This window comes from Leptolyngbya sp. PL-A3, assembly GCF_039962325.1.
GTDB lineage: Bacteria > Cyanobacteriota > Cyanobacteriia > Elainellales > Elainellaceae > Vacuolonema.
Window position 1 is genome coordinate 294,204 of record NZ_JAMPLB010000003.1, and the last position, 20,415, is coordinate 314,618.

Here is a 20,415-nt window from a genome sequence, read left to right on the forward strand (position 1 = left end):
CTGAAACCCTTGATTTTGCGTACGCGGAGCGCACGCAAAATCAAGGGTTTCAGAAAAACTGTCCGAACTAATGTTATATGAAGCTGCGCGGAATAGAAGGGGATGGTGCTACATACTATTCCCTTCTATTCAGGTGCGTCCTGGTTTTGCGATTGTGGCAGACGAAGTTCGCTGTAACCACAACACTAGTAGGCTACGGCCTAAGTCCGTAACCTATTTTTCAGTGGGGGTGCGAAGCACCCCCACTGAAAAATAGGTTATATATTTACGCCTCAGCGTACTAGATTTTCAATCTGTAGAAATTGGTATACCCCTCCTATTCTGTGTAACTGCATATTGATTTGGAAGTACCTGGTGAAAGTTGTATGCGGTTTCTCAGTACAAAACAAAAATGAATTCCTTCCAAAAACCAGATTCTTGTTGTAACAGCGAAGTCACTGCAACACGAATCCAAGTTCTGGAGGTTTTGTTCTGGGCTTGGATACGGGTTAAATAACGTGAAAAGCTTTAGAAAACCGGTAGCTCTCACTCAAAATATGAGCTTTTCGTGAAGCAAAAATAACTCTGCCTATCTAAAGAGATAAATAAAGTTTGTCAAAAGTTGGAATTTTTTTGATTTATAACTTCGTAACTGCAGACTGAGATGAAAAGTGCTTAATTTCTGTTGTAATTGATGCACTTTGTCATTAGTTTCTGTCTACAGATGGACGAGCTTGTTACATTAAATTAACTACAGTCTCATTAGACAAAAGTAGTTGGTTGGTTGGGCAATGCTTGCACCAATGGGCTACTGATTAAGAAAAGATTCCTATCACTGTCCTATGGTCGCTTCTGTAAATCCTCGGCAATTAGTAGAAAAAGTCGAAAAATCAATATCTTCAACACCTAAAGATGTCGATTTCCTAAAAGCAGAAAATCGATTGGTTGAGCTGCTTGGAATGGAGGACTTAGATCGTTACGTTGCTCAATCGCCTGAGCAACTTGAGACTTTAGAATCTGCGATCGCCACTGCACTTTCCCTCGCCTATACCGATCCACTGGAACCGGGTGATGAAGCGGCCCATCGTTTTCTACAGCGAGTTCTCTATCGCATTAATCGTTTGAACTTATTTTGGTATGACGATTTAGGTTCCTATCGTAACGAGCGGTCATACTATCTGCAATGGGTACGCGATCGCATCGAGTCTGTCTGGCAGGAGTGGGAACTGGCCCAGATGAATGTCGAGCAACTGAAACAGATGGATGTTGCTCAAACCCTGCATGAGTGGGGTGATGCAGATCTCGAACCACCCGTCACTGAAAACCGCCGGTTCTTGCGGGAAGAGATGGATTTTGAGGGGTATCGCCGGTTGTTGGCGATCGCTTCCCTTGATGGCCTGGTGGAAGCTAGCCGCATGTCTCGCATCTTAGGTGGGGCTAGCAATGAAGTTCAAGCTACGCTCATTCGAGTCCTGCTTGAGGAATATGGCAATGGTCGCCTGTCGCGCAAGCATTCCACTTTCTTCGCCAAAATGATGGCTGAATTGAGCCTCAATACTCAGCCCGAAGGCTATTTTGATTTGGCTCCCTGGCAACTGTTGGCGGGTATCAACCACAACTTCTTGTTGACAGAATGCAAACGCCACTTTCTACGCTACAACGGTGGCCTGACCTACTTTGAAATCGCTGGCCCCTCCATCTACACCGATTACCTGATAGCGGCTCAAAGGCTGGGTCTCAGTGACGATGCTTCAGGTTACTGGGCGTTGCACATTCGGGAGGATGAGCGGCATGGGCAGTGGATGCTGCAAGATGTCGCCCTGCCGCTAGCTGAGCAGTATCCCGAACAAGCATGGGAAATTCTGTTGGGATATGCCCAGGAGAAATTTATCGGGGAACGAGCCGGTAATGCTGTTATTCAACGCATCAAAGATGCTCGGGAACCTCTCCCAGCTATCACGTCATAACACAATTTATTTTTCGGGTGTTTAATACCCGAAAAATAAATTCTTTTTAGAGTCCTCAAGGATACTCAAACAGGATTCTTAGCCCTGGTTTTGAGCCATGTCATGCTGCATGGAATTAGCATCAGCGATCTTTTTCCAGCACTTTTCACCTTTTCATTCTTTACAGAACCATTACCATGAACAAAAGTCTATTGACCTCCGATTCGATGATTGAGGTTCACTCCCCCAATCAAGTCTTCTTTTGCCCTGAAGAATCACAATTCTATGCACAGTGTTTAGAGAAAATGGTGTTTTCTCAGGGTGCGGCAGGGGAGTCAATTGTCGAATTTGGGGCAGGGGATGGTAGTCCTGTGATTCGAGCGCTCTTGAAAAGCTCCTTTGATGGTGTGATTCAAGGGTTTGAATTAAATCCCGATGCTTGTGCATTAGCACAATTAAGAATTGAGCAGTATGGCCTGGGTTCGTACTACCAGGTCCATAACATGTGCTTCTTTGATAACTCTCCTGAAGAAGCCGAGTGCCTGATTGCGAATCCTCCTTACCTTCCGGCTCCCGACGATCAGCTCTACATGCCATCCCTGCATGGTGGGCATGATGGCGCTAGCATTACCAAACAGCTTTTGGCCCATGGTTGTGAGCGAGTGATGCTAATGATTTCTGCTTACTCCAACCCAGTTGATACCGTCGACTACGCTTTGCAGATGGGTTATCAGATTGCTGATTTTATGGTGTCGCCCCTCAAGTTTGGTTATTACAGCTGCGAACCAAAAGTGCGCAACACTATTACAGAACTGCAACGTAAGCGTAAAGCATTTTTCTCAGAAAAAATCTACTTCCTGGCAGGGGTTTTGTTTGAGAAAGACGGCTCTGATTCATGCCTTTCGGAAGAGTTTCTGAAGGTCATGACAGCTTTATAAGATAGGCATTAATGAATTGATTTTCTGTACCCTCAGGGTACGGAAAATCAATTTCCATGAAATAGATAGTTTTTCTAGAGGCATTCATGTTGTGTATGCATTGCGCACAGGATTAGTGTTTCTAGAAAAACTATCTGGGTTCATCACATCAATACAGGAGGTTAAGAATTATGCTTCAACCCTGGATGATCATTGGAGGTGTGACCTTTGTGGTGGCGCTGGGTACATTCTTCTTCCGCCCCCGCGACATTTTCTGGGCCAAACGATTAGACCGTCCTTGGTGGCTCTTTTTTGAACCAGCGATTCCATTCATTTGGACAGTGATTTTTATCTGTGGGGCCGCGTCCGCAAACTATACCTGGAATGCTGACCCGGGCAGTTTAAAGACCTGGCTCCTGATGGGCTGGTATTTGTTGATTGAGATTTTGACAGTGGCTTATATTCCAGCAACGTTACGGAGTCGTAGCTTAGCGGTCGGAACGTTTCTGGGTGGGGCAGGGTTGGTGCTGGCGATCGCCCTCATTCCCCTCCTGTTGCCCACTTCTTCCACAGCCGTTCTGCTCCTGATTCCCTACATCCTCTGGACGCCTGTTGGTACCTATACAACTCGCCGTATGATCGATCTCAATCCTGAAGCTGCCTAAATTCAGGCTGATTTCCCATGTAGTAAAGGGAGAGCGTGGAGCTAAGCTTCACGCTCTCCTTTTACTACATCAAAACCGAACCTACCTTCAGGTTAAGGGCGTTTTCGAGTGCCGCGCACTGGGCGGTACGCCAAAATGGGCACTTCAGCTTATCCCGAACTGAGGTTAACTGACGCGACACTAGTACTCTGCCAAGAAGTGTTTTGAGGGGTTGCAGACCCCTCAAAACACTCCTCAAATTTCATGTTTGAGTGTGAGGTTACCCAACACTCGAACATTGACAGACCACTAGCAATGGCCGTAGGTGTGGCTAGAGCGGATGTAATTTCCCGGAGGCTGTTTCAGGTGTGTTTTGTTAAGTTGGAGGATACTCTCTCGCTCCGTTTATGCGGGCTTCCTGTGATTTAGCCCTCCTCCTATGAAATCGTTCCCGCTTTCGACTGCTGAACTTCGCAATTTAGAATCCGAAACCTACGAACCCCTTCATACCATTGGTCATGTTCAGCCCCATGGGGCCATTCTGGCTATTCATCCTACTGATCTGACCATTGAGGTTGTTAGCCAAAACATTCAAGAATTTTTAGGGCGCTCCCCGGAGGCAATATTAGGCCAGCCCTTAGTTGCGGTTGTTGGGGAGGATATAGGCGAGAGGTTGGAACAGGCGATCGCCAAACCCGGAAGCAACAGTGCCCTACCTTTTGTGCTTCCTTCAACTTTCGCGGGAGATGCTCCCTATTCCATGGTTCTGGGTAGCCTCCATCAAACTGAAGGCGTCTGGCTTCTAGAATTGGAACGGGTGACAACAACCCACAACTTCAGCCAATCAAATTTGTTCTACACCCAAGCCAATCATCTCATCGGCCGTATTAATCAAGCTGCAGACCTATCTGATTTCTTTCAAAACGTTGCCAGGGAGATCCGCGACTTGATCCAGTTCGATCGGGTCATGGTTTACCGCTTTGATGGCAGCTTTAATGGACAAGTCGTTGCTGAATCCGTGCGAGATGATTGGGAGCCGTATTTGGGGTTACATTATCCAGCAGCAGATATTCCCATGCTGGCAAGAACGCTGTTTATGAATACGCGTCCTCGCCTAATTCCCCACGTGGCGTACAAGCCAGTGTCTTTTGTCGGTACAAAAGTTACCTCTGTGCCGATTGACCTCACAACTCTTAGCACGCGAGGGGTTTCCTCCTGCCATCTGGAGTATTTGCAAAATATGGGTGTGGCAGCATCCATGTCCATCCCCCTCATCGGTCAAGATGGATTGTGGGGGTTAATCGCCTGTCATCATGGCTCCCCTTGCGCTGTCGAGTATCCAATGCGCAACCTCTGTGAGTTGGTGGGGCGATTAATCTCTCTGGAGCTAGTTGTGCGTGAAGAACAGGAAGCAGAACGATACCGCAAACAAATTCAGCAAATTGAAGAGGCGCTTCGTCAAGAGCTGGCTCAACATCCCCATCAGATCGAACGGATTTTGCAGCACAATCAGCAATCACTGTTGGAGTTGGTGAAGGCTCAGGGCATTGCGATTGTTTTGGGACAACGGCTGATGCTGGGCGGAGAAACCCCGACCCGTGAACAAGTTGAAGCTTTACGAGACTGGTTGGGAGAGCAGGATGGACAACCCTTGTTCTACTCAGACCGCCTGGTTGAGGAGTATCCGGAAGCGGCATTCTATCAGCCCCAAGTCGGGGGAATTTTGACCATTTCTATGGATGTTCAGTCTCGCTCGTACCGGGTGATCTGGTTCCGGCCTGAGCAAAGCTACACCGTACGATGGGGAGGAGACCCAAAACTGTCGCTGCAAGCTGTTGCAGAGGGGGAATTGCGACTGCGCCCTCGCACTTCCTTTGCTCTCTGGCAGGAACAGGTGCAGGGGCGATCGCTCCCCTGGCAAGCAATGGAACTAAAAGCCGCGCAGGAACTCCGTTACAGTCTTCTGATTACAGCCCTGGAGGTTTCGCAGACAGAACTGCGGGAAGCGGCTATTCAAGCGGAACAAGCGAATCAGGCAAAGAGCGATTTTTTGGCTAATATGAGCCACGAAATTCGCACACCGATGAATGCCATTCTGGGTTTTACCCAATTGCTAGAAACCACCACTCTGGATGCCGAGCAGCAAGGCTATGTGCAATCCATTACTCGGGGTGGCGAAAACTTGTTGGCTATTATTAATGACATTTTGGATCTTTCAAAGTTGGAAGCGGGAGAACTACGATTGAACGCACGCGAGTTTTTCCTGACGGAGATGATTCAGGATTTGATTCAGTTCTTCCAGCCTCAGGCAGTTGCCAAGGAACTGATTATTGCTTCTTCCATTGCTCCAGATGTTCCCCCCCATCTGATTGGGCCTGTGGATCGCTTGCGGCAAGTGTTGACCAATCTCATCGGTAACGCCATCAAATTTACGGATGAAGGTATGGTGGTGCTGCGGGTAGAGCGCAATCTGGAGAACCCTCAAAACTCGCTCTCCGCCGTCACGTTGCGGTTTAGTGTGCGGGATACCGGCATTGGCATTCAACCAGAGGATCAGGCCAAAATTTTTGAAGCCTTTACTCAAGTTGAGACATCTGCTACCCGGCAGTATGAGGGAACGGGGCTGGGGCTGACCATCTGCCGCAAGATTGTGCATCTCATGGGCGGTACCATTGGGGTTGAAAGTGTTTTAGGCAGAGGTTCAACACTCTGGTTTACCGTTCCCCTAGAGCAACCTAAAGCCGTTGAAGCGACAGTAGACCCCCTTGCCCTAAACCTGCCTTCCCCTGTGATTGTCAGCAACGCGCATCCCCGTATTCTCGTCGTGGAAGATACTGTACAAAATCAGACGCTGCTCTTGAGTATGTTGGGGCGGTTGGGTTACCAGGCTGAAGCCGTTAGCAATGGTCAGGAAGCGTTGGATCGTTTAGCCGAATGTTCCTACGATCTGGTATTGATGGACTGTCAAATGCCTGTGTTGAATGGGTACGAAGCAACCCAAAAACTCCGTTATCGCGAGGGCTCTGCAACTCATACGACCGTTGTAGGGGTGACGGCTTACGCTATGACGGGCGATCGCGAAAAGTGCTTGGCCTCGGGGATGGATGATTATCTCAGCAAGCCCTTCCGTTTAAAAGATCTGGTCAGCATTCTCGAACGCTGGCTTTAGGCGCAACTGGTTCATTTAAATTAACCTCAGTTCGGGTTAAGGGCTTTTTCGAGTGCCGCGCTTCGCGCGGCACTCGAAAAAGCCCATTATTGTGTGCGCGTCGCGCACGCAATAATGGGCGGTTCGGCTTATCCCGAACTGACGTTAAATTAGAAGCGTTGCTTCTGTCGAGAATGACGGGCTAAATCTCAGCAATTCTCATTTTGGAATTCAGCCCGAAACCCGTTTGTCCTGGGCGAGCGGGTTTTGGGCTTCAAAGCCGAGAGTTCGTGCCCGTATTAGAGTGCGAACTTCCGGCTTTGAAGCTCACAATGAGAACTGCTTCGCACTTTCCCCTTACGGGCTGTTTAACCAGATTTGATATAAGATCAGCAAGCGTTGATTGCTATTTCCTCACAGACCCGTCATGTTACAAGCTGGAATTGTCGGACTTCCCAATGTTGGCAAATCGACCCTGTTCAATGCAGTGGTTGCCAACGCGAAGGCCCAGGCCGCGAACTTTCCCTTCTGCACCATTGAACCGAATACCGGAGTGGTGGCCGTTCCGGATGAGCGGTTGCAAGTGCTGGCCAATATTTCTAGCTCTGCAGAAATTATTCCCGCACGGGTCGAGTTTGTGGATATTGCTGGATTGGTCAAAGGGGCCAGCCAGGGGGAGGGGCTGGGCAACCAGTTTCTCGCCAATATTCGAGAAGTGGATGCGATCGTCCATGTTGTGCGTTGCTTTGAAAATGACGACATCATCCATGTATCTGGTTCTGTCGACCCCGTACGCGATATTGAAGTCATCAACCTGGAGTTGGCCTTGTCTGATCTGGCTCAAATTGAGAAACGGTTAGATCGCGCTCGAAAGCAAGCCAAAGGTAACAAAGAAATTCAAACAGAAGTCGCGGCTTTAGAGAAGTTTCTGCCTGTGCTCAACGAAGGTAAATCGGCACGGACTGTCGACCTCGAAGAAGAGGAAGAACTCCTGATTAAGCCGTTGGGTCTCCTCACCCGCAAACCTGTCATTTATGCCACCAATGTGTCTGAGGATGATTTGGCAACAGGGAATGCCTGGGTAGAGCAGGTGCGGGCGATCGCCGCTCAAGAGAATGCTCAAGTGATCATCATTTCAGCCCAGGTGGAATCTGAGTTGGTTGAGTTGTCCGAAGAGGAACGAGTTGATTTCCTGGAATCTTTAGGGGTGAAAGAAGGCGGCCTCAAATCCTTAATTCGTGCAACTTACGAGTTGTTGGGACTACGTACCTATTTCACCACCGGGCCTAAAGAAACTCGCGCCTGGACAATTCGTGCGGGTATGCTGGCTCCTCAAGCCGCTGGAGTGATTCACTCCGACTTCGAGCGGGGCTTTATTCGTGCCGAAACTGTGGCTTATAACGACTTAGTTTCCACCGGTTCCATGACCGCCGCCAAGGAAAAAGGCCTGGTGCGCAGTGAAGGCAAAGAATATGTTGTACAGGAAGGAGATGTTTTACTCTTCCGTTTCAACGTGTAGCTGAATCAAAAAAAGATGGGTGGCTGGGCCACCCATCTTTTTTTATTTGTATTGCTTTACGCCTTTTGCATCAGCTTAGGCCAAATGAGCTTGCACAGCTTCAGCCAATGCTGCTGTCCAATGCTCTGTTAGGGAAGCGCTGGCGGCTTCAACCATAACGCGAATCACGGGTTCAGTGCCGGAAGCCCGTACCAAAACACGGCCATTGGCACCCATGTCAGCTTCAGCGGCAGCGATCGCCTGCTGCACCGGTTCGCACTGTTGCCAGTTGAGGCGGCGATCGCGATCCTCTACCCGCACATTTCGCAGCAATTGTGGGAAGGTCTGGAAACTCTGATCTCGCAACTCGGTGAGTGATTGTCCCGACGCTTTAACAATGGAAGCCAAATGTAATGCTGTCTGCAAGCCATCACCAGACAACCCATAATGAGGACAGATGATGTGGCCCGACTGCTCGCCACCCAGCATGGCTCCCCGTTTCACCATTTCCGCATGAACGTACTGGTCGCCTACTGAGGTACGCACTAGAGTGCCACCCTGCTGCTGCCAGGCCCGCTCAAAGCCCAGGTTTGCCATGACCGTGGAAATAATCGTATTGCCGGGAAGTAAACCCTGCCGTTTGAGCTCCATACCCCAGAGATACAGGATGTAATCACCATCCACAACGCGGCCTTCTCCATCAACGGCGATCGCCCGATCTGCATCGCCATCAAAAGCAATGCCCAGGTCAGCCTGATGGGTCTGTACAGTAGCCTGAAGGGTTGCCAGGTGGGTAGAGCCGCAGTTGACATTGATGCGATTGCCATCAGGAACATCATGCAGGGAAATGACCTCTGCCCCCAAGTGACGGAAGACTTCAGCACCGATTCCTGCCGCTGCGCCCCAGGCCAAATCCAGCACAATTCGCAGACCGCAGAGACTCCGCTCCGGTAAAAACGGTGTATGCAGAGCATCAATATAGGTCTGTATCAGGTCAGCGCGATGGAAGGCTTTTTCTGTAGAGCTATTCAGCCATCGGACATTAGTCGCATCGCCCTGTCGCAAATTGGCTTCAATGGTGGCCTGGATGCTGCTGCTAAGCTTCGTTCCATCCGGGCCAAAAAACTTGATACCGTTATCTTCAGGAGGGTTATGGCTGGCAGAGATCATCACACCGCCTGCACCCTTAACGTGATGGCAGAGGTGAGCTACGACAGGGGTTGGGCACAGGCCAACGGTCCAAACTTCCCCGCCTGCTGCCATGAGACCATCGGTGAGGGCGATCGCCAGCGTCTCACTAGAGTTCCGCGAATCCCATCCTAAAATAAAGGGTCCATCTGCATTAGCAGACAATACTTGACCTGCACAGAAACCTACTTGAAATGCCAGCGCAGGGGTGAACCAATCTCCCACACGCCCACGGATGCCGTCGGTACCAAACAGCTTGCTGGCAGGTAAGTCTAGGGATTTTCCATAGTCTATCCCTACAGCATCTAGTACCCGCTGCTTCGAAGCACTCGTATACGGTTCCGATTCTTCAAAAACAGAAGACAAAACCATTGATTTACCACTCCACACATCACATCAGTGGAGCATACCACTTGTTGTTTAAGAAGTCTAAATACCTATTGACACTCACCCTGATTGTCAAAATTAAAACGTGGTATGTTCCTAAGAGGCTAATCGTATCGCTTCTCAAATAAATTAGCCTCCTTCTTTCCATAGAATTTTCATAACCTAACGGCAAAATCCGGCTGAATTGAACGGTTCGCTCGGCGAATATTTAGGAGCGCTTGAGTACAGGCTGTAGGCCAATAAAATAAACCCTTCTTTCATTTTTGAAGTGTTAGTTTGAATGGTTGAAGGTTACTAAGCGGCTTCATCTAATTCTTATAAAACAGTATATTTACGGATTCTATACTTGCTTCAGGCGACTTCCTAAAGCTGCGTAGCGTTTTCTTTAACCACTTTTCGAGAGCTGCCCTTTAAGGCAGCTACATGACTTTAAGTAACGTCAGTTCGGGATAAGCCGAGCCGCCCATTATTGCGTGCGCGTCGCGCACGCAATAATGGGCTTTTTCGAGTGCCGCGCGAAGCGCGGCACTCGAAAAAGCCCTTAACCCGAACTGAGGTTAAGTAGGTGATTGCAATTAAACATAAGACCCGGAATGCTGTGCCACCTGCAAAGCGGGCAGCACAGCATTTAGGTCTTATGTTTAGTGACGCCTACTGACTTAACTACAGAAAGTTTGTCGAGCTGACAAATGCTTTCACAGCGAGAATCTCGTTCGAGAGGTACGATTAAGCTGTAAGACAGGTAGGATTCGCAAGATTTAAGGTTGTAAATACGATTCCATCGTTGCCCAGGTAATTCCCTGTTCCAAATAGCGCGGGTTTTCAGGATTATAAGGAGCGGCTAGACGGTCAATGCTGACTATTTCACTATCGTCAGGTAAGACGGGAATATCAGGGTCAAAAGCCGTCGGTCGCATTAAGGAACTGGAGAAGCCCCGGAAAATTGCAATTTGATCCATTTCACCCTTTATTGTGACCGTAACAAGCAATACTTCATCAGGATGTTTAATCGTATATTTCTCAAGGCGTTGACCAATTGATGAATTCATCTCGTATCCTCTTTCTCCGAAGAATTACGTATTTGTCCTGAAGAGAACATCGTTATTTTATGAAGTATGGACGAGAGTAATAAGCCTTGGGAAGATTAAGAAAGGAGTCGTTGGCAAGTTGATCACCCTACTTATCATGAAGGACGATTGAGTAGTATGTTTTTAGCTGAGTTTTCGTTTAATGGAACCGCAGAACTGGCTGATGAACTTCTAATTCAGGCAACTTCTGAATTGGATGCCCGCCGTTTTGCGGAGGAGCATGCCTCCACTCTAGGTCTCGATCTTTTTTCGTTTGCTTCGGCAACTCAACAGCAAATTTGGCTCTATCAGACTTTGCACAAATTTATTCGTCTTGAGAGCTCTCAAGAGGAAACGAAATCAGCCGAATCTGTTTCATCAGAACAGCCTGTTGCTCAAGCCTAAGATGCTTATATATTTGGGTGCTCAGGGGTAGAGGCACGAGATATCGAAGGCTTTATCCTACAAATAACCGCTAAAAAATCGACTTAAAATTTTGTCCAAAAAATAGGCAGGCACAGTATACAACCTGTAGCCTGCCTATTTTGATAGGTGAGATAGAAAACTTAGTTTTCCATTTCTTCACCATCTTCATCCAGTTGCTTCAGACGAATATGCTTCCGTCCTAGAGAAATCTCAAACTCGTCTCCAGGTTGCAAGTTCATCTGCTTAGTGTAAGCAGAGCCTATCAACAGGTTTCCGTTGGATTGAACAGTAATGCGATAGCTCGCACTCCGCCCACCACGGCCATTAGAACCTGACTTTCCATCTAGTTGAATGCCTTCTGCTTCAATCAGGGCATTCAGGAACTTCATCATATTGACGCGCTCTACCCCAGCCTTGGTAGTCGTGTAATACCCACACTCTTTAGCTTTTTCCTCTTTACTGAGATGGTCAAGCTGCTTTACCTTGGCTAGCAGTGCCTCGCCTGTTAGCGGTTCGCCTTTCTTCTTTTTTGTCATCAACTTAACTCTGGGTCATTCAACTCTGAACGGCATGTAGAACACACAATCGAAATACAGTCGGAGAAACATCCGAGGTATTGCTAAATAGCAATCAGGCTGATTTCTGATTGGGTAACCTCATATTACCCCGCAGTAGTTGAATTTGTTCAAGTTTTTTCTGTCACGATTAGAGGATTTAGATAAACTTTGATATCCAGGTTTTTACAGAAAGTGGTCGATAGACGATGGGCTTTTAGGAAGACTTCGATTATCAGTAACAAAAGCTCTAGGATAATATCTTGAATGGGCTCTTATCTCCAGTGGATGGATGAATGCCGCAACCAAAAATCCACTTTAAATTGGCTACTTACAATGCGAAAGCAGGGAGATCGTTGAACTTTGCCTTCTATCGAATTAGTTTGGTTCTTCGTGTTCTTCGCCATCAAAAAAACTGCCCCTAAGAACAACTGACCAGTGTATTGCAGGTCAATTGAGGGGACATGTTCTTCGGGGGAACACTTAAGTCACGACCATAGTATATAGATAAACTTTCAAAAACTCACAGTTTCTTGTGTGGATAGAGCAGATTAGGGCGATCGCCCTAATCTGTCCACGGTTTTCCTAAGAAGAATATTTATTTCTTCTTACTTTGGCTGGCTACAACTACAGTAAGGTTCTATCCAGTGGGGGCTTTATACTTTATATGCCGATGTTCGGATCAAGCCTGTCTCCCACTACCAACAGTTATCCAGATGAAGTTAACAACCCGTGGGCATTACAGTGTTAAAGCCCTGCTGGATTTGAGTTTACAGCCAGGTTATGGCCCTGCTTCGGTAAAGGCGATCGCCGAACGACAGGGAATACCGGCTCCTTACCTGGAAAAACTATTAATTGAATTACGTCAGTCCAGCATTGTTATTTCCATTCGCGGATCTCAAGGGGGATATCGGTTGGCGCGATCGCCTGCCCATATTTCTCTGGGGCAAATTTTAGAGGCTGTCGGGGAAACTATTGATCCTCTCCCGCGTCATCAACCCAACGCAGAGCAGGCAGAAGACTGGGTGACGTTCGCGTTGTGGAATCGCCTTTATAAAAAGCTTCAGGAAGCACTCTACAACATTTCCCTTGAGGATCTGTACTACGATGCTCGGAGCTGGCAGGCATCTCAGGGAGCGACCACCAGCTTTGTGGTGTAGCTATTTTGGTGGTGCTAGGAGCTATGAAATGAGAGGTGGAACCGCGTGCCACTTCTCATTTCATAGCTCTCAGCAATGAGATTTTGTTCTGTCGTGAGCCCTAAGGGGATGAGCTCTTGACTCTAAAGCCCGAAAACCGCTCCCCCCAGGCGAACGGTTTTCGGGCTTCATTCGAAAATGAGAATTGCTGAACATGAGACAGCAATTCTCAGTATGGGCCTCAAAGCCAAGAGTTCACGCCCGTAGGGCGTGAACTCTTGGCTTTGAGGCCCGAAAACCGCGCGCCTTTAGTGCGCGGTTTTCGGGCCTGATTTCAAAATGAGAATTGCTGAACATAAGAACTCAGTGTTGACGAATAGGGCTCAATTCCGGCACAATGATATATTGTCTGTTTTCGGCTCGGATCAGGTAAGAATGCGATTCCTGAACCAGGCACGCAACCTGTACGGCCACTCATGAGAGGGATTTATGACCTACGCAATTATTGAAACGGGCGGGAAGCAGTTCCGCGTTGAGCCCGGTCGCTTCTATGATGTAGAGCGTTTGGCGGTAGAAGAGAACGGTAAAGTATCCATTGACCGTGTTCTATTTGTCGAGAACGATGGAGACATCTCCATTGGGCAACCCTGGGTTGAAGGGGCCACGGTTGAGGGTACAGTCTTACGTCATTTGCGGGGTCGTAAGATCGTCGTCTACAAGATGCGGCCTAAGAAAAAGACTCGTAAAAAGCAGGGTCATCGCCAAGAGCTGACACGCTTGATGATTGATTCCATTAATGTAGGCGGTTCCAGCAGCCAAGCTGCGGCTAAGTCTGAGCCTACTGATACCGCTGCCGCGGCTGAATAAGGCCTCACAACAGGGCGTGTTGCTGCACGGGCGATCGCTTTTTCGCTAAAGTAAAACCAGAACCAGGATGTAACGGGTTAGCAGTATGGCTCATAAGAAAGGTACAGGTAGTACACGGAACGGACGCGACTCTAATGCCAAGCGCTTAGGTGTTAAGCGTTATGGTGGTGAGGTTGTCAAAGCAGGCAATATTCTCATTCGTCAGCGCGGTACTCAAGTTCACCCCGGTGTGAATGTGGGTCGTGGTAGCGATGATACGCTCTTTGCTCTGGTTGATGGGATTGTCACCTTCGAGCGTAAGGGCAAGGATCGCAAGAAAGTTAGCGTTTACCCAGCAGTAGCAGAAGCTTCTGCCTAAGTGGTTTGTTGAACGGTTAATGTTTTGTTTGTAAAACGCGCAAAACATTAACCTTCTCCAAGGCTTTTCTAGCGTAATCGTGTAGACGCTATAGCTCAAAGATTGCACGAATTCTTAGCTCGGTTTTCTACTGGAAACCGGGCTTTTTGCTGGATTGCTGTTTATTGATAGCGCAATCCAAATCTATTTTTGTCCTTGGCAGGATATCTGGTTAGAGAAGCATAATATGCAGTACATTGCGCGGCACCGCTGCATATTATGCTTCTTCAACTGGGTTTGATATGAGTGAAGCACTCCACATTTCCGTTCTGTGCAAAGGATTCAGATTGCCGAACGCACTTACATGCTTCTATAAAGCTCCATTTGGGGGATGCCCGAAGATAGGCCTTTCTTCATGATGTAAAAGGCAGAAGGAATGCTCCTGCCTTTCAAACGTTGTACGCAAGAACGCGATTCGTGAAAATTCTTTTAACCTTGCAGCCTCAGACTCGGCGCAACTTATTGGTGTTGTTTACGGCGGGCCTTTTGTTTTGGGCTTCGTTGGCCGCAATGTTACCGGTGTTGCCGCTTTATCTTCAATCTATCGGTGGCAATGGGCAAGTTATTGGAATTGTGATGGGAGCTTTCGCGATTGGGCTCCTGGCTACTCGCGCCTTCCTGGCTCGCTTAGCTGACACCCGCGGGCGGAAGTTAGTGTTACTGATTGGCATTGCGACGGTAGCGATCGCTCCCTTTGGCTATGGTCTAACCGACTCATTCTCCTGGTTAATTGCCTTACGAGCGTTTCACGGTATTAGCATTGCGGCCTTTGCGCTGGCGTTTAGTGCTCTTGTCGTAGACCTATCTCCCGTTGCAAATCGAGGGGAGGTGATTGGTTACATGAGCTTAGTGAATCCCATCGGCATGGGAATTGGGCCGGCTTTAGGAGGTTTTCTACAATCTCGTTACGGATTCAATGCTGCGTTTTTGGCGTCAGCCTTGTTGGGAATTCTAGGATTGCTCTTTACCTTAGGGGTACGAGAGAGTGCACGTCCTGCTGGAAACACCCCAACTCCTGGGGGCTTGCAGTTTTGGGGAATGTTGGGCGCTCCTTCAATTCGTACACCAGCCGTGGTGCTGCTGTTGATTGGTCTGTCGTTTGGCGCCCTAACAACCTTTGTGCCGTTGTTGGTGACTGAGGTAGACGTTTCGATTAATGTGGGACTGTTCTACAGCACAGCCGCAATCGCTGGTTTTTCCAGTCGTCTGCTGGTGGGACGAGCATCCGACTACTATGGCCGTGGTCCTTTCATCTCGGGTAGCCTGATTCTCTATGCACTTGCCATGGCAACTTTATGGACAACGGATAGCGTCGCTGGATTTCTGCTGGCTGGGGTGCTGGAAGGGGCCGGAGCTGGAACGTTGATCCCGATGATGGCGGCACTAATGGCAGATCGCTCGGCTCCGGATCAACGGGGACAAACCTTTAGTTTGGCGATGGTAGGCTTTGATTTAGGGATTGCGATCGCAGGGCCAGTGTTAGGGGCGATCGCCATCCAGACAAGTTTCCGTACTGTGTTCGCCATTTCAGCGGGGCTTTCGCTGCTCGGGCTACTGGTATTTTTGACGTTATCTAGCAAAGACTTGCTCCACTCAGTGCGCTTTGCCCTGGGCCGAGGAAGGGATGTTTATGCCCTGGATGCGGTTCCAGTTCACTTGAGCAAGAAGTAAGAGGTTCGCGGTGTAAAGCGCAGCGAACCTCTTACCGTTAGATTCTGAATACAAAAAAGGAGCAGTTAATACTGCTCCTTTTTATTAACGGGCCAGGAGGGATTCGAACCCCCGACACCGTGGTCCGTAGCCACGTGCTCTAGTCCACTGAGCTACAAGCCCATCTCACAACTTCTTACTATACCACGATTGAGATGCAATACCTAGTCCCGTAAGCCTTTAGCCAGCAATTCTCAGTATGGGCATCAAAGCCGAGATTTGACTCTCAGCTTTGAAGCTCAAAATGAGAATTGCTGAGCTTTTAGATTAGTTTAAAGAACAAAAAAGGAGCAGTTAATGCTGCTCCTTTTTATTAACGGGCCAGGAGGGATTCGAACCCCCGACACCGTGGTCCGTAGCCACGTGCTCTAGTCCACTGAGCTACAAGCCCATCTCACGAGTTCTTACTATACCATAGTCGAGATGGTCTCTGCAAGAACCGCGCAACACATTTGTTTTTGTCATTCAAACCCAAATCGCTGCGCCTTACTAATAATAACTTGATGGGGGAACATTTTTAAGCCTGTTTTTTCGGAAAATTTTCTAAATATTTTCACATCCACTTTGGGGAGAGGCGGGCTGCGTTATATTCCGTTTCTTCGTTTCCAAGATGACAAGATCAGTCATAACGCTGAAGCCATGAATCCAGTACGGTGGAGGAAGGCGCACAGAATATCGCTCCACATGGGTAAAACGTTATGACGAATTTTTCCTCCAACTCCCTGACTCACCTGGATGCTCAGGGGCAGGCCCAGATGGTTGATGTTTCTGCAAAGGCACAGACGGTGCGAGAGGCGATCGCCTCGGGTCTTGTTCGCATGCAAAGCACAACCTTGGAAACTATCCAATCGGGCAACGCTCCTAAAGGAGATGTTCTGGGAACGGCACGGATCGCAGGCATTATGGCAGCTAAGCAAACCTCCCAACTGATTCCCCTCTGCCATCCGCTGCCTCTGCAAAAAGTGGAAGTGCAAATTACCCCTGATTTTGATCTGCCGGGCTATCGAATTCAGGCGACCGTCCGCACGAAAGCGGAAACGGGTGTCGAAATGGAAGCTCTAACCGCTGTTTCCATTGCGGCTCTGACCTTGTATGACATGGCAAAAGCACTGGAAAAATCGATGCAAATTGAGTCTATTCATCTCGTCAGTAAAACGGGTGGAAAATCGGGGGATTATCGAGCCGAGTGAACGTAGATGAGGGATCTCGTGCAGCCTGGAGAAGGTCGACCTCATCCCTCACCTGATCGGAAAAAGATATAAAAAGGTTGCCCTTATCCTCCCCTGTCTCCTTGCTCCTCTGCCTTTTTGCCTTCTTACAGCGCTTTGCGCTTGAGCCAGTCAGAGTTGTTTTTGTGAGAGCCGCGCAGAGCGCGGCTCTCACAAAAACAACCAGATTTTAAGCGCTTGAAAAGCGCTGTAAAATAGATATATTCATTGCTCAGGTGTTCCTATGCCCCCCCGTTGGTCTCGTGTTCCGACTCGCCAGGATCCCGATTTTCGTCGTCTGGATGATCGCATGACGTTTGCTGTGCATGTGGCTGCGTTTATCGCCGTTAACAGCGGTCTGTGGTTTTTCCGGTTGGTACAGATGGAGTCGTGGCCCTGGACAGTCTGGGTAACGGGAGCCTGGTTGACTGCACTGGTGGTGCATGGACTTGTGATCTTTGCGATCGCCGATTATTCTAAATAAGCAGTAATACATGTAGAACGGACGCATTTTGTTGATTGTGGTGTGTTCACCCCACAATCAACAAAGATCACCAAATATAACGGATGTGTGCAAGCCCTGACATAGGTGCGTCACAGATTGATTATGTAGAGATCAACAGAATTCGTCCTCACCAGGAATTGACCCCATATAAAATTCCGTTTTAGAACGGGAAGAGAGCGTGAGACAGAATCTACGCTCTCTTTTTGTCTTAATCTTTGTCATATCAAAACTGAGGTAGCCCCAATTCGGGATACGCTCAAGTGCCCATTTGAGTATGCACTCCGCCCTCGCAAAAGCCCTAACCTGAACTCAGGTTGAGGTAGCGTTAGTGCTGTTCTAGAGGTGTATAGCGCTGTGCACGTTGATTAAGTACGGTGGTGTGGGGCACGAAGTGCCCCACACCACCGTTGCTGTACTTAACGCACTTGCACATTGCTATAGTTAGTTATTGTCAGAGGGATGTTGAACATAAAAGCGGAATAAAAATAGGGAAGCTTCTTTAAGAAGCTTCCCTTGCATCACAGTGTAGATGGAAATTAAACGGCAACTGGAGACTTAACGCGGCCCAGATAAGCGTATAGTTCCTCACCCTCGATCACTTCCCGGTCGAGGAGTTGGGTTGAAATTTCTTCCAACAAGTCGCGGTTTTCTTTGAGAATGTCCAGGGCTTTCTCGTGAGCAGATTCTACAATGCCCTTGACTTCCTGGTCGATCGCCTCAGCAGTTTGAGCACTAACCATACGGCGAGGATTTGAGCCATCCGCTCCCAGGAAATTGTTGCCCTGATTTTGCTGATAAGCCAGAGGCCCTAACACCTTACTCATGCCGTAGGTGGTAACCATGCGCTCAGCCATTTCGGTGGCCCGCTGTAGGTCGTTCGCGGCTCCAGTAGTAATACTGCCGAAAACAACTTCTTCAGCCGATCGCCCACCCAACAGGGTCGCAATCTGTCCTTCCAACTCGATCTCGCTTAGTAGGAAGCGATCCTCTGTTGGCAGTGAGAGAGTGTAGCCCAGAGCCGCCATACCTCGGGGAACAATGGAGATCTTCTCCACTTTATTGCTACCGGGCATCACGGCACCGACCATAGCATGGCCGACTTCGTGGTAAGCCACAATTTTCTTCTCTTTTTCGTTAAGGACGCGACTCTTCTTCTCCAAACCGGCGACAACCCGCTCGACGGCTTCAGCAAAGTCCTCTTGGGTGACAAGTTGGCGATTGTTACGGGCAGCCAGTAGGGCAGCCTCATTTACCAGGTTGGCCAGATCCGCTCCGGCAAAACCGGGGGTACGGGTGGCGATCGCCTTCAGATCCACACTCGGCCCCAACTTTACATCCTTGGCGTGGATTTCGAGAATAGCGAGGCGACCGGTCAGGTCAGGGCGATCGACCAGCACCTGGCGGTCAAATCGACCGGGACGTAATAGAGCTGGATCCAGGCTTTCGGGACGGTTGGTTGCAGCCAACACAATCACCGTCTGCCCACCTGCAGCAAAACCATCCATTTCGGTGAGCAACTGGTTCAGGGTTTGTTCCCGTTCATCATTGCCACCATAGAAGCCGCCGGTTGCTCGAGACTTACCAATGGCGTCCAATTCATCAATGAAGATGATACAAGGAGATTGCTTTTTGGCTTGCTCAAACAGGTCACGAACCCGCGCAGAACCAACCCCTACGAAGAGTTCAACAAACTCGGAACCCGAGATACTGAAGAAGGGGACTCCCGCTTCGCCGGCTACAGCACGTGCCAGCAAGGTTTTTCCAGTACCAGGAGGTCCAACCAACAGGACTCCTTTGGGAATTCGGGCACCAATATCTGTAAATTTCTGGGAGTTTTTTAAGAAATCTACAATCTCGACTAATTCAGTTTTGGCTTCTTCGACCCCAGCCACATCGGCAAAGGTAATTTTGCCAGCATCGCCTTCCACATAAACCTTGGCCTTACTCTTGCCAATAGAAAGGGCACCCTGAGGGCCGCCACCGCCCCGGTTCAGGAAGAACTGCCAGATCCCTACAAAGATTAAGGGGGGAATGACCCATCCCAGCAGGCTGGTAAACCAGTTACCTCGAGCCGGAGGGATAGCGGAAAATTCTACTTTTTGTTCTTCTAAAAGTTTGGGCAGGTTCAGGTCAAAAATGGGAGTGGTAGAAAGCACCGATCCGGCTGTTTCCCCTTCATCTTTAAGCTGATACCGAATTTGATCTTGTCCAATGGAAGCACGCGCTACTTCCCCTTCGCTAACCTGATGGATAAACAAGCTGTAGGGAACCCGTGGAATGGAAGGGCCAAAGAACACGGGAAGTAGCAGATTGATTAACAGGTAAATGCTCGATCCAATTAGCAGAAATCTGCCAATAACACGAGACCGTGGGGGTTGCGGCTGATCTTTGATTGGCATTGCGAAGAATGCTCCTTGGCTAAACAGATTAACATCGGGCGCTATGGGCAAACACCTTCTCCGACACCGTAAAGGTTGGCAGGCTCTCCAGTGATCCTCCTGTGGAGGGGAAATGGAGACAACTGCCATGGGATGGCACAGCCGAACGTCCCGTTGATTTATGAGAGACGCTGCTCGTTATGTTACGAATTGCAATCTCTGTACCGATCTTAGATGCTTTAGGGAATAGGGGCGGGGCGGTTAAGGGGAGGAAACCCGAACTCAAGTATTCGTAGGTGTATATTGATAGCCATTTATGAGAAGAGAGGGCCGTGCTAAGCACGGCCCTTGTATCTTGGAGAAGTGGCAGACCGTCCGCCCTCTGGTTCATAAAAACCGTAAGAAAGCTTGGGTCGCCACACTTCTCGAAGTGCTGAGAACTCGTAGAATCGCCTGG

16 protein-coding genes and 2 tRNA genes are annotated in these 20,415 nt (G+C 48.8%); 12 read left to right on the forward strand and 6 right to left on the reverse strand.

Annotation, left to right across the window (positions count from 1 at the left end; translation table 11 throughout):
- Positions 1-821: 821 nt before the first annotated feature.
- The 5 genes from NDI52_RS04735 to ychF all read left to right on the forward strand — a co-directional run bounded on the left by NDI52_RS04735 (position 822) and on the right by ychF (position 8,153).
- A complete protein-coding gene (locus tag NDI52_RS04735) occupies positions 822-1,946 on the forward strand; it encodes an iron-containing redox enzyme family protein (RefSeq protein ID WP_190770900.1) in 1,125 nt (374 codons plus the stop codon).
- A gap of 176 nt (positions 1,947-2,122) precedes the next feature.
- Positions 2,123-2,863: an SAM-dependent methyltransferase gene (locus NDI52_RS04740; protein ID WP_190770899.1), complete on the forward strand. Its 741-nt coding sequence runs from the start codon at positions 2,123-2,125 to the stop codon at positions 2,861-2,863.
- Between the two features lie 170 nt (positions 2,864-3,033).
- A complete protein-coding gene (locus NDI52_RS04745; protein ID WP_190770898.1) occupies positions 3,034-3,507 on the forward strand; it encodes a tryptophan-rich sensory protein in 474 nt (157 codons plus the stop codon).
- A 418-nt stretch (positions 3,508-3,925) separates the two neighbouring features.
- Positions 3,926-6,655, forward strand: a complete 2,730-nt coding sequence (locus tag NDI52_RS04750) for an ATP-binding protein (protein WP_190789550.1) — start codon at positions 3,926-3,928, stop codon at positions 6,653-6,655.
- Between the two features lie 406 nt (positions 6,656-7,061).
- Positions 7,062-8,153 (forward strand): redox-regulated ATPase YchF, encoded by a 1,092-nt coding sequence (ychF, locus tag NDI52_RS04755; protein ID WP_190770896.1) that lies wholly within the window; start codon positions 7,062-7,064, stop codon positions 8,151-8,153.
- A 75-nt stretch (positions 8,154-8,228) separates the two neighbouring features.
- Here ychF and glmM read toward each other — a convergent pair whose 3' ends face one another.
- Positions 8,229-9,692, reverse strand: a complete 1,464-nt coding sequence (gene glmM, locus NDI52_RS04760; protein ID WP_190770895.1) for a phosphoglucosamine mutase — start codon at positions 9,690-9,692, stop codon at positions 8,229-8,231.
- Positions 9,693-10,465: 773 nt separating this feature from the next.
- Positions 10,466-10,756: a hypothetical protein gene (locus tag NDI52_RS04765; protein ID WP_190770894.1), complete on the reverse strand. Its 291-nt coding sequence runs from the start codon at positions 10,754-10,756 to the stop codon at positions 10,466-10,468.
- A gap of 156 nt (positions 10,757-10,912) precedes the next feature.
- Here NDI52_RS04765 and NDI52_RS04770 point away from each other — a divergent pair, with 156 nt between their 5' ends.
- Positions 10,913-11,179 carry a hypothetical protein gene (locus NDI52_RS04770; protein WP_190770893.1) on the forward strand — a complete coding sequence of 89 codons (267 nt, stop codon included), beginning with the start codon at positions 10,913-10,915 and terminating at the stop codon, positions 11,177-11,179.
- Between the two features lie 161 nt (positions 11,180-11,340).
- On the opposite strand, the gene NDI52_RS04775 is transcribed toward NDI52_RS04770, so the two are convergent.
- Entirely contained in the window at positions 11,341-11,736 is a 396-nt protein-coding gene (locus NDI52_RS04775) for an AbrB family transcriptional regulator (RefSeq protein ID WP_190770892.1), read from the reverse strand.
- Between the two features lie 734 nt (positions 11,737-12,470).
- Between NDI52_RS04775 and NDI52_RS04780 the strand changes: the two genes are divergently transcribed.
- From NDI52_RS04780 to NDI52_RS04795, 4 genes are all read left to right on the forward strand, one after another.
- Positions 12,471-12,914: an RrF2 family transcriptional regulator gene (locus NDI52_RS04780; RefSeq protein WP_190770891.1), complete on the forward strand. Its 444-nt coding sequence runs from the start codon at positions 12,471-12,473 to the stop codon at positions 12,912-12,914.
- 468 nt (positions 12,915-13,382) lie between these two features.
- Positions 13,383-13,760, forward strand: coding sequence for a 50S ribosomal protein L21 (gene rplU, locus NDI52_RS04785; RefSeq protein WP_190770890.1), 378 nt, complete (start codon positions 13,383-13,385; stop codon positions 13,758-13,760).
- 85 nt (positions 13,761-13,845) lie between these two features.
- Positions 13,846-14,118, forward strand: a complete 273-nt coding sequence (gene rpmA, locus NDI52_RS04790; protein ID WP_190770889.1) for a 50S ribosomal protein L27 — start codon at positions 13,846-13,848, stop codon at positions 14,116-14,118.
- Between the two features lie 456 nt (positions 14,119-14,574).
- On the forward strand, positions 14,575-15,828 hold the full coding sequence (locus NDI52_RS04795; RefSeq protein WP_190770888.1) for an MFS transporter: 1,254 nt from the start codon (positions 14,575-14,577) through the stop codon (positions 15,826-15,828).
- An 88-nt stretch (positions 15,829-15,916) separates the two neighbouring features.
- On the opposite strand, the gene NDI52_RS04800 is transcribed toward NDI52_RS04795, so the two are convergent.
- Together NDI52_RS04800 and NDI52_RS04805 are read right to left on the reverse strand one after the other, a co-directional pair.
- A tRNA-Arg gene (locus tag NDI52_RS04800) sits at positions 15,917-15,990 on the reverse strand.
- A gap of 194 nt (positions 15,991-16,184) precedes the next feature.
- Positions 16,185-16,258: transfer RNA gene (locus tag NDI52_RS04805), tRNA-Arg, on the reverse strand.
- 307 nt (positions 16,259-16,565) lie between these two features.
- Between NDI52_RS04805 and moaC the strand changes: the two genes are divergently transcribed.
- A complete protein-coding gene (gene moaC, locus NDI52_RS04810; RefSeq protein WP_190770887.1) occupies positions 16,566-17,057 on the forward strand; it encodes a cyclic pyranopterin monophosphate synthase MoaC in 492 nt (163 codons plus the stop codon).
- A 262-nt stretch (positions 17,058-17,319) separates the two neighbouring features.
- Entirely contained in the window at positions 17,320-17,559 is a 240-nt protein-coding gene (locus NDI52_RS04815; RefSeq protein WP_190770886.1) for a 2TM domain-containing protein, read from the forward strand.
- A 557-nt stretch (positions 17,560-18,116) separates the two neighbouring features.
- Here the strand turns inward: NDI52_RS04815 and ftsH4 are convergent.
- Entirely contained in the window at positions 18,117-19,979 is a 1,863-nt protein-coding gene (gene ftsH4 / locus NDI52_RS04820) for an ATP-dependent zinc metalloprotease FtsH4 (RefSeq protein ID WP_190770885.1), read from the reverse strand.
- Positions 19,980-20,415 lie beyond the last annotated feature (436 nt).

Bases quoted from the DNA above. Each gene is read 5' to 3' on its own strand.
- NDI52_RS04765 (WP_190770894.1), bottom strand. From the start codon at position 10,756: ATGAATTCATCAATTGGTCAACGCCTTGAGAAATATACGATTAAACAT.
- NDI52_RS04775 (WP_190770892.1), bottom strand. From the start codon at position 11,736: ATGACAAAAAAGAAGAAAGGCGAACCGCTAACAGGCGAGGCACTGCTA.
- NDI52_RS04780 (WP_190770891.1), top strand. From the start codon at position 12,471: ATGAAGTTAACAACCCGTGGGCATTACAGTGTTAAAGCCCTGCTGGAT.
- moaC (WP_190770887.1), top strand. From the start codon at position 16,566: ATGACGAATTTTTCCTCCAACTCCCTGACTCACCTGGATGCTCAGGGG.
- glmM (WP_190770895.1), bottom strand. From the start codon at position 9,692: ATGGTTTTGTCTTCTGTTTTTGAAGAATCGGAACCGTATACGAGTGCT.
- NDI52_RS04750 (WP_190789550.1), top strand. From the start codon at position 3,926: ATGAAATCGTTCCCGCTTTCGACTGCTGAACTTCGCAATTTAGAATCC.
- ftsH4 (WP_190770885.1), bottom strand. From the start codon at position 19,979: ATGCCAATCAAAGATCAGCCGCAACCCCCACGGTCTCGTGTTATTGGC.
- NDI52_RS04740 (WP_190770899.1), top strand. From the start codon at position 2,123: ATGAACAAAAGTCTATTGACCTCCGATTCGATGATTGAGGTTCACTCC.
- ychF (WP_190770896.1), top strand. From the start codon at position 7,062: ATGTTACAAGCTGGAATTGTCGGACTTCCCAATGTTGGCAAATCGACC.
- rplU (WP_190770890.1), top strand. From the start codon at position 13,383: ATGACCTACGCAATTATTGAAACGGGCGGGAAGCAGTTCCGCGTTGAG.
- rpmA (WP_190770889.1), top strand. From the start codon at position 13,846: ATGGCTCATAAGAAAGGTACAGGTAGTACACGGAACGGACGCGACTCT.
- NDI52_RS04745 (WP_190770898.1), top strand. From the start codon at position 3,034: ATGCTTCAACCCTGGATGATCATTGGAGGTGTGACCTTTGTGGTGGCG.
- NDI52_RS04770 (WP_190770893.1), top strand. From the start codon at position 10,913: ATGTTTTTAGCTGAGTTTTCGTTTAATGGAACCGCAGAACTGGCTGAT.
- NDI52_RS04815 (WP_190770886.1), top strand. From the start codon at position 17,320: ATGCCCCCCCGTTGGTCTCGTGTTCCGACTCGCCAGGATCCCGATTTT.
- NDI52_RS04735 (WP_190770900.1), top strand. From the start codon at position 822: ATGGTCGCTTCTGTAAATCCTCGGCAATTAGTAGAAAAAGTCGAAAAA.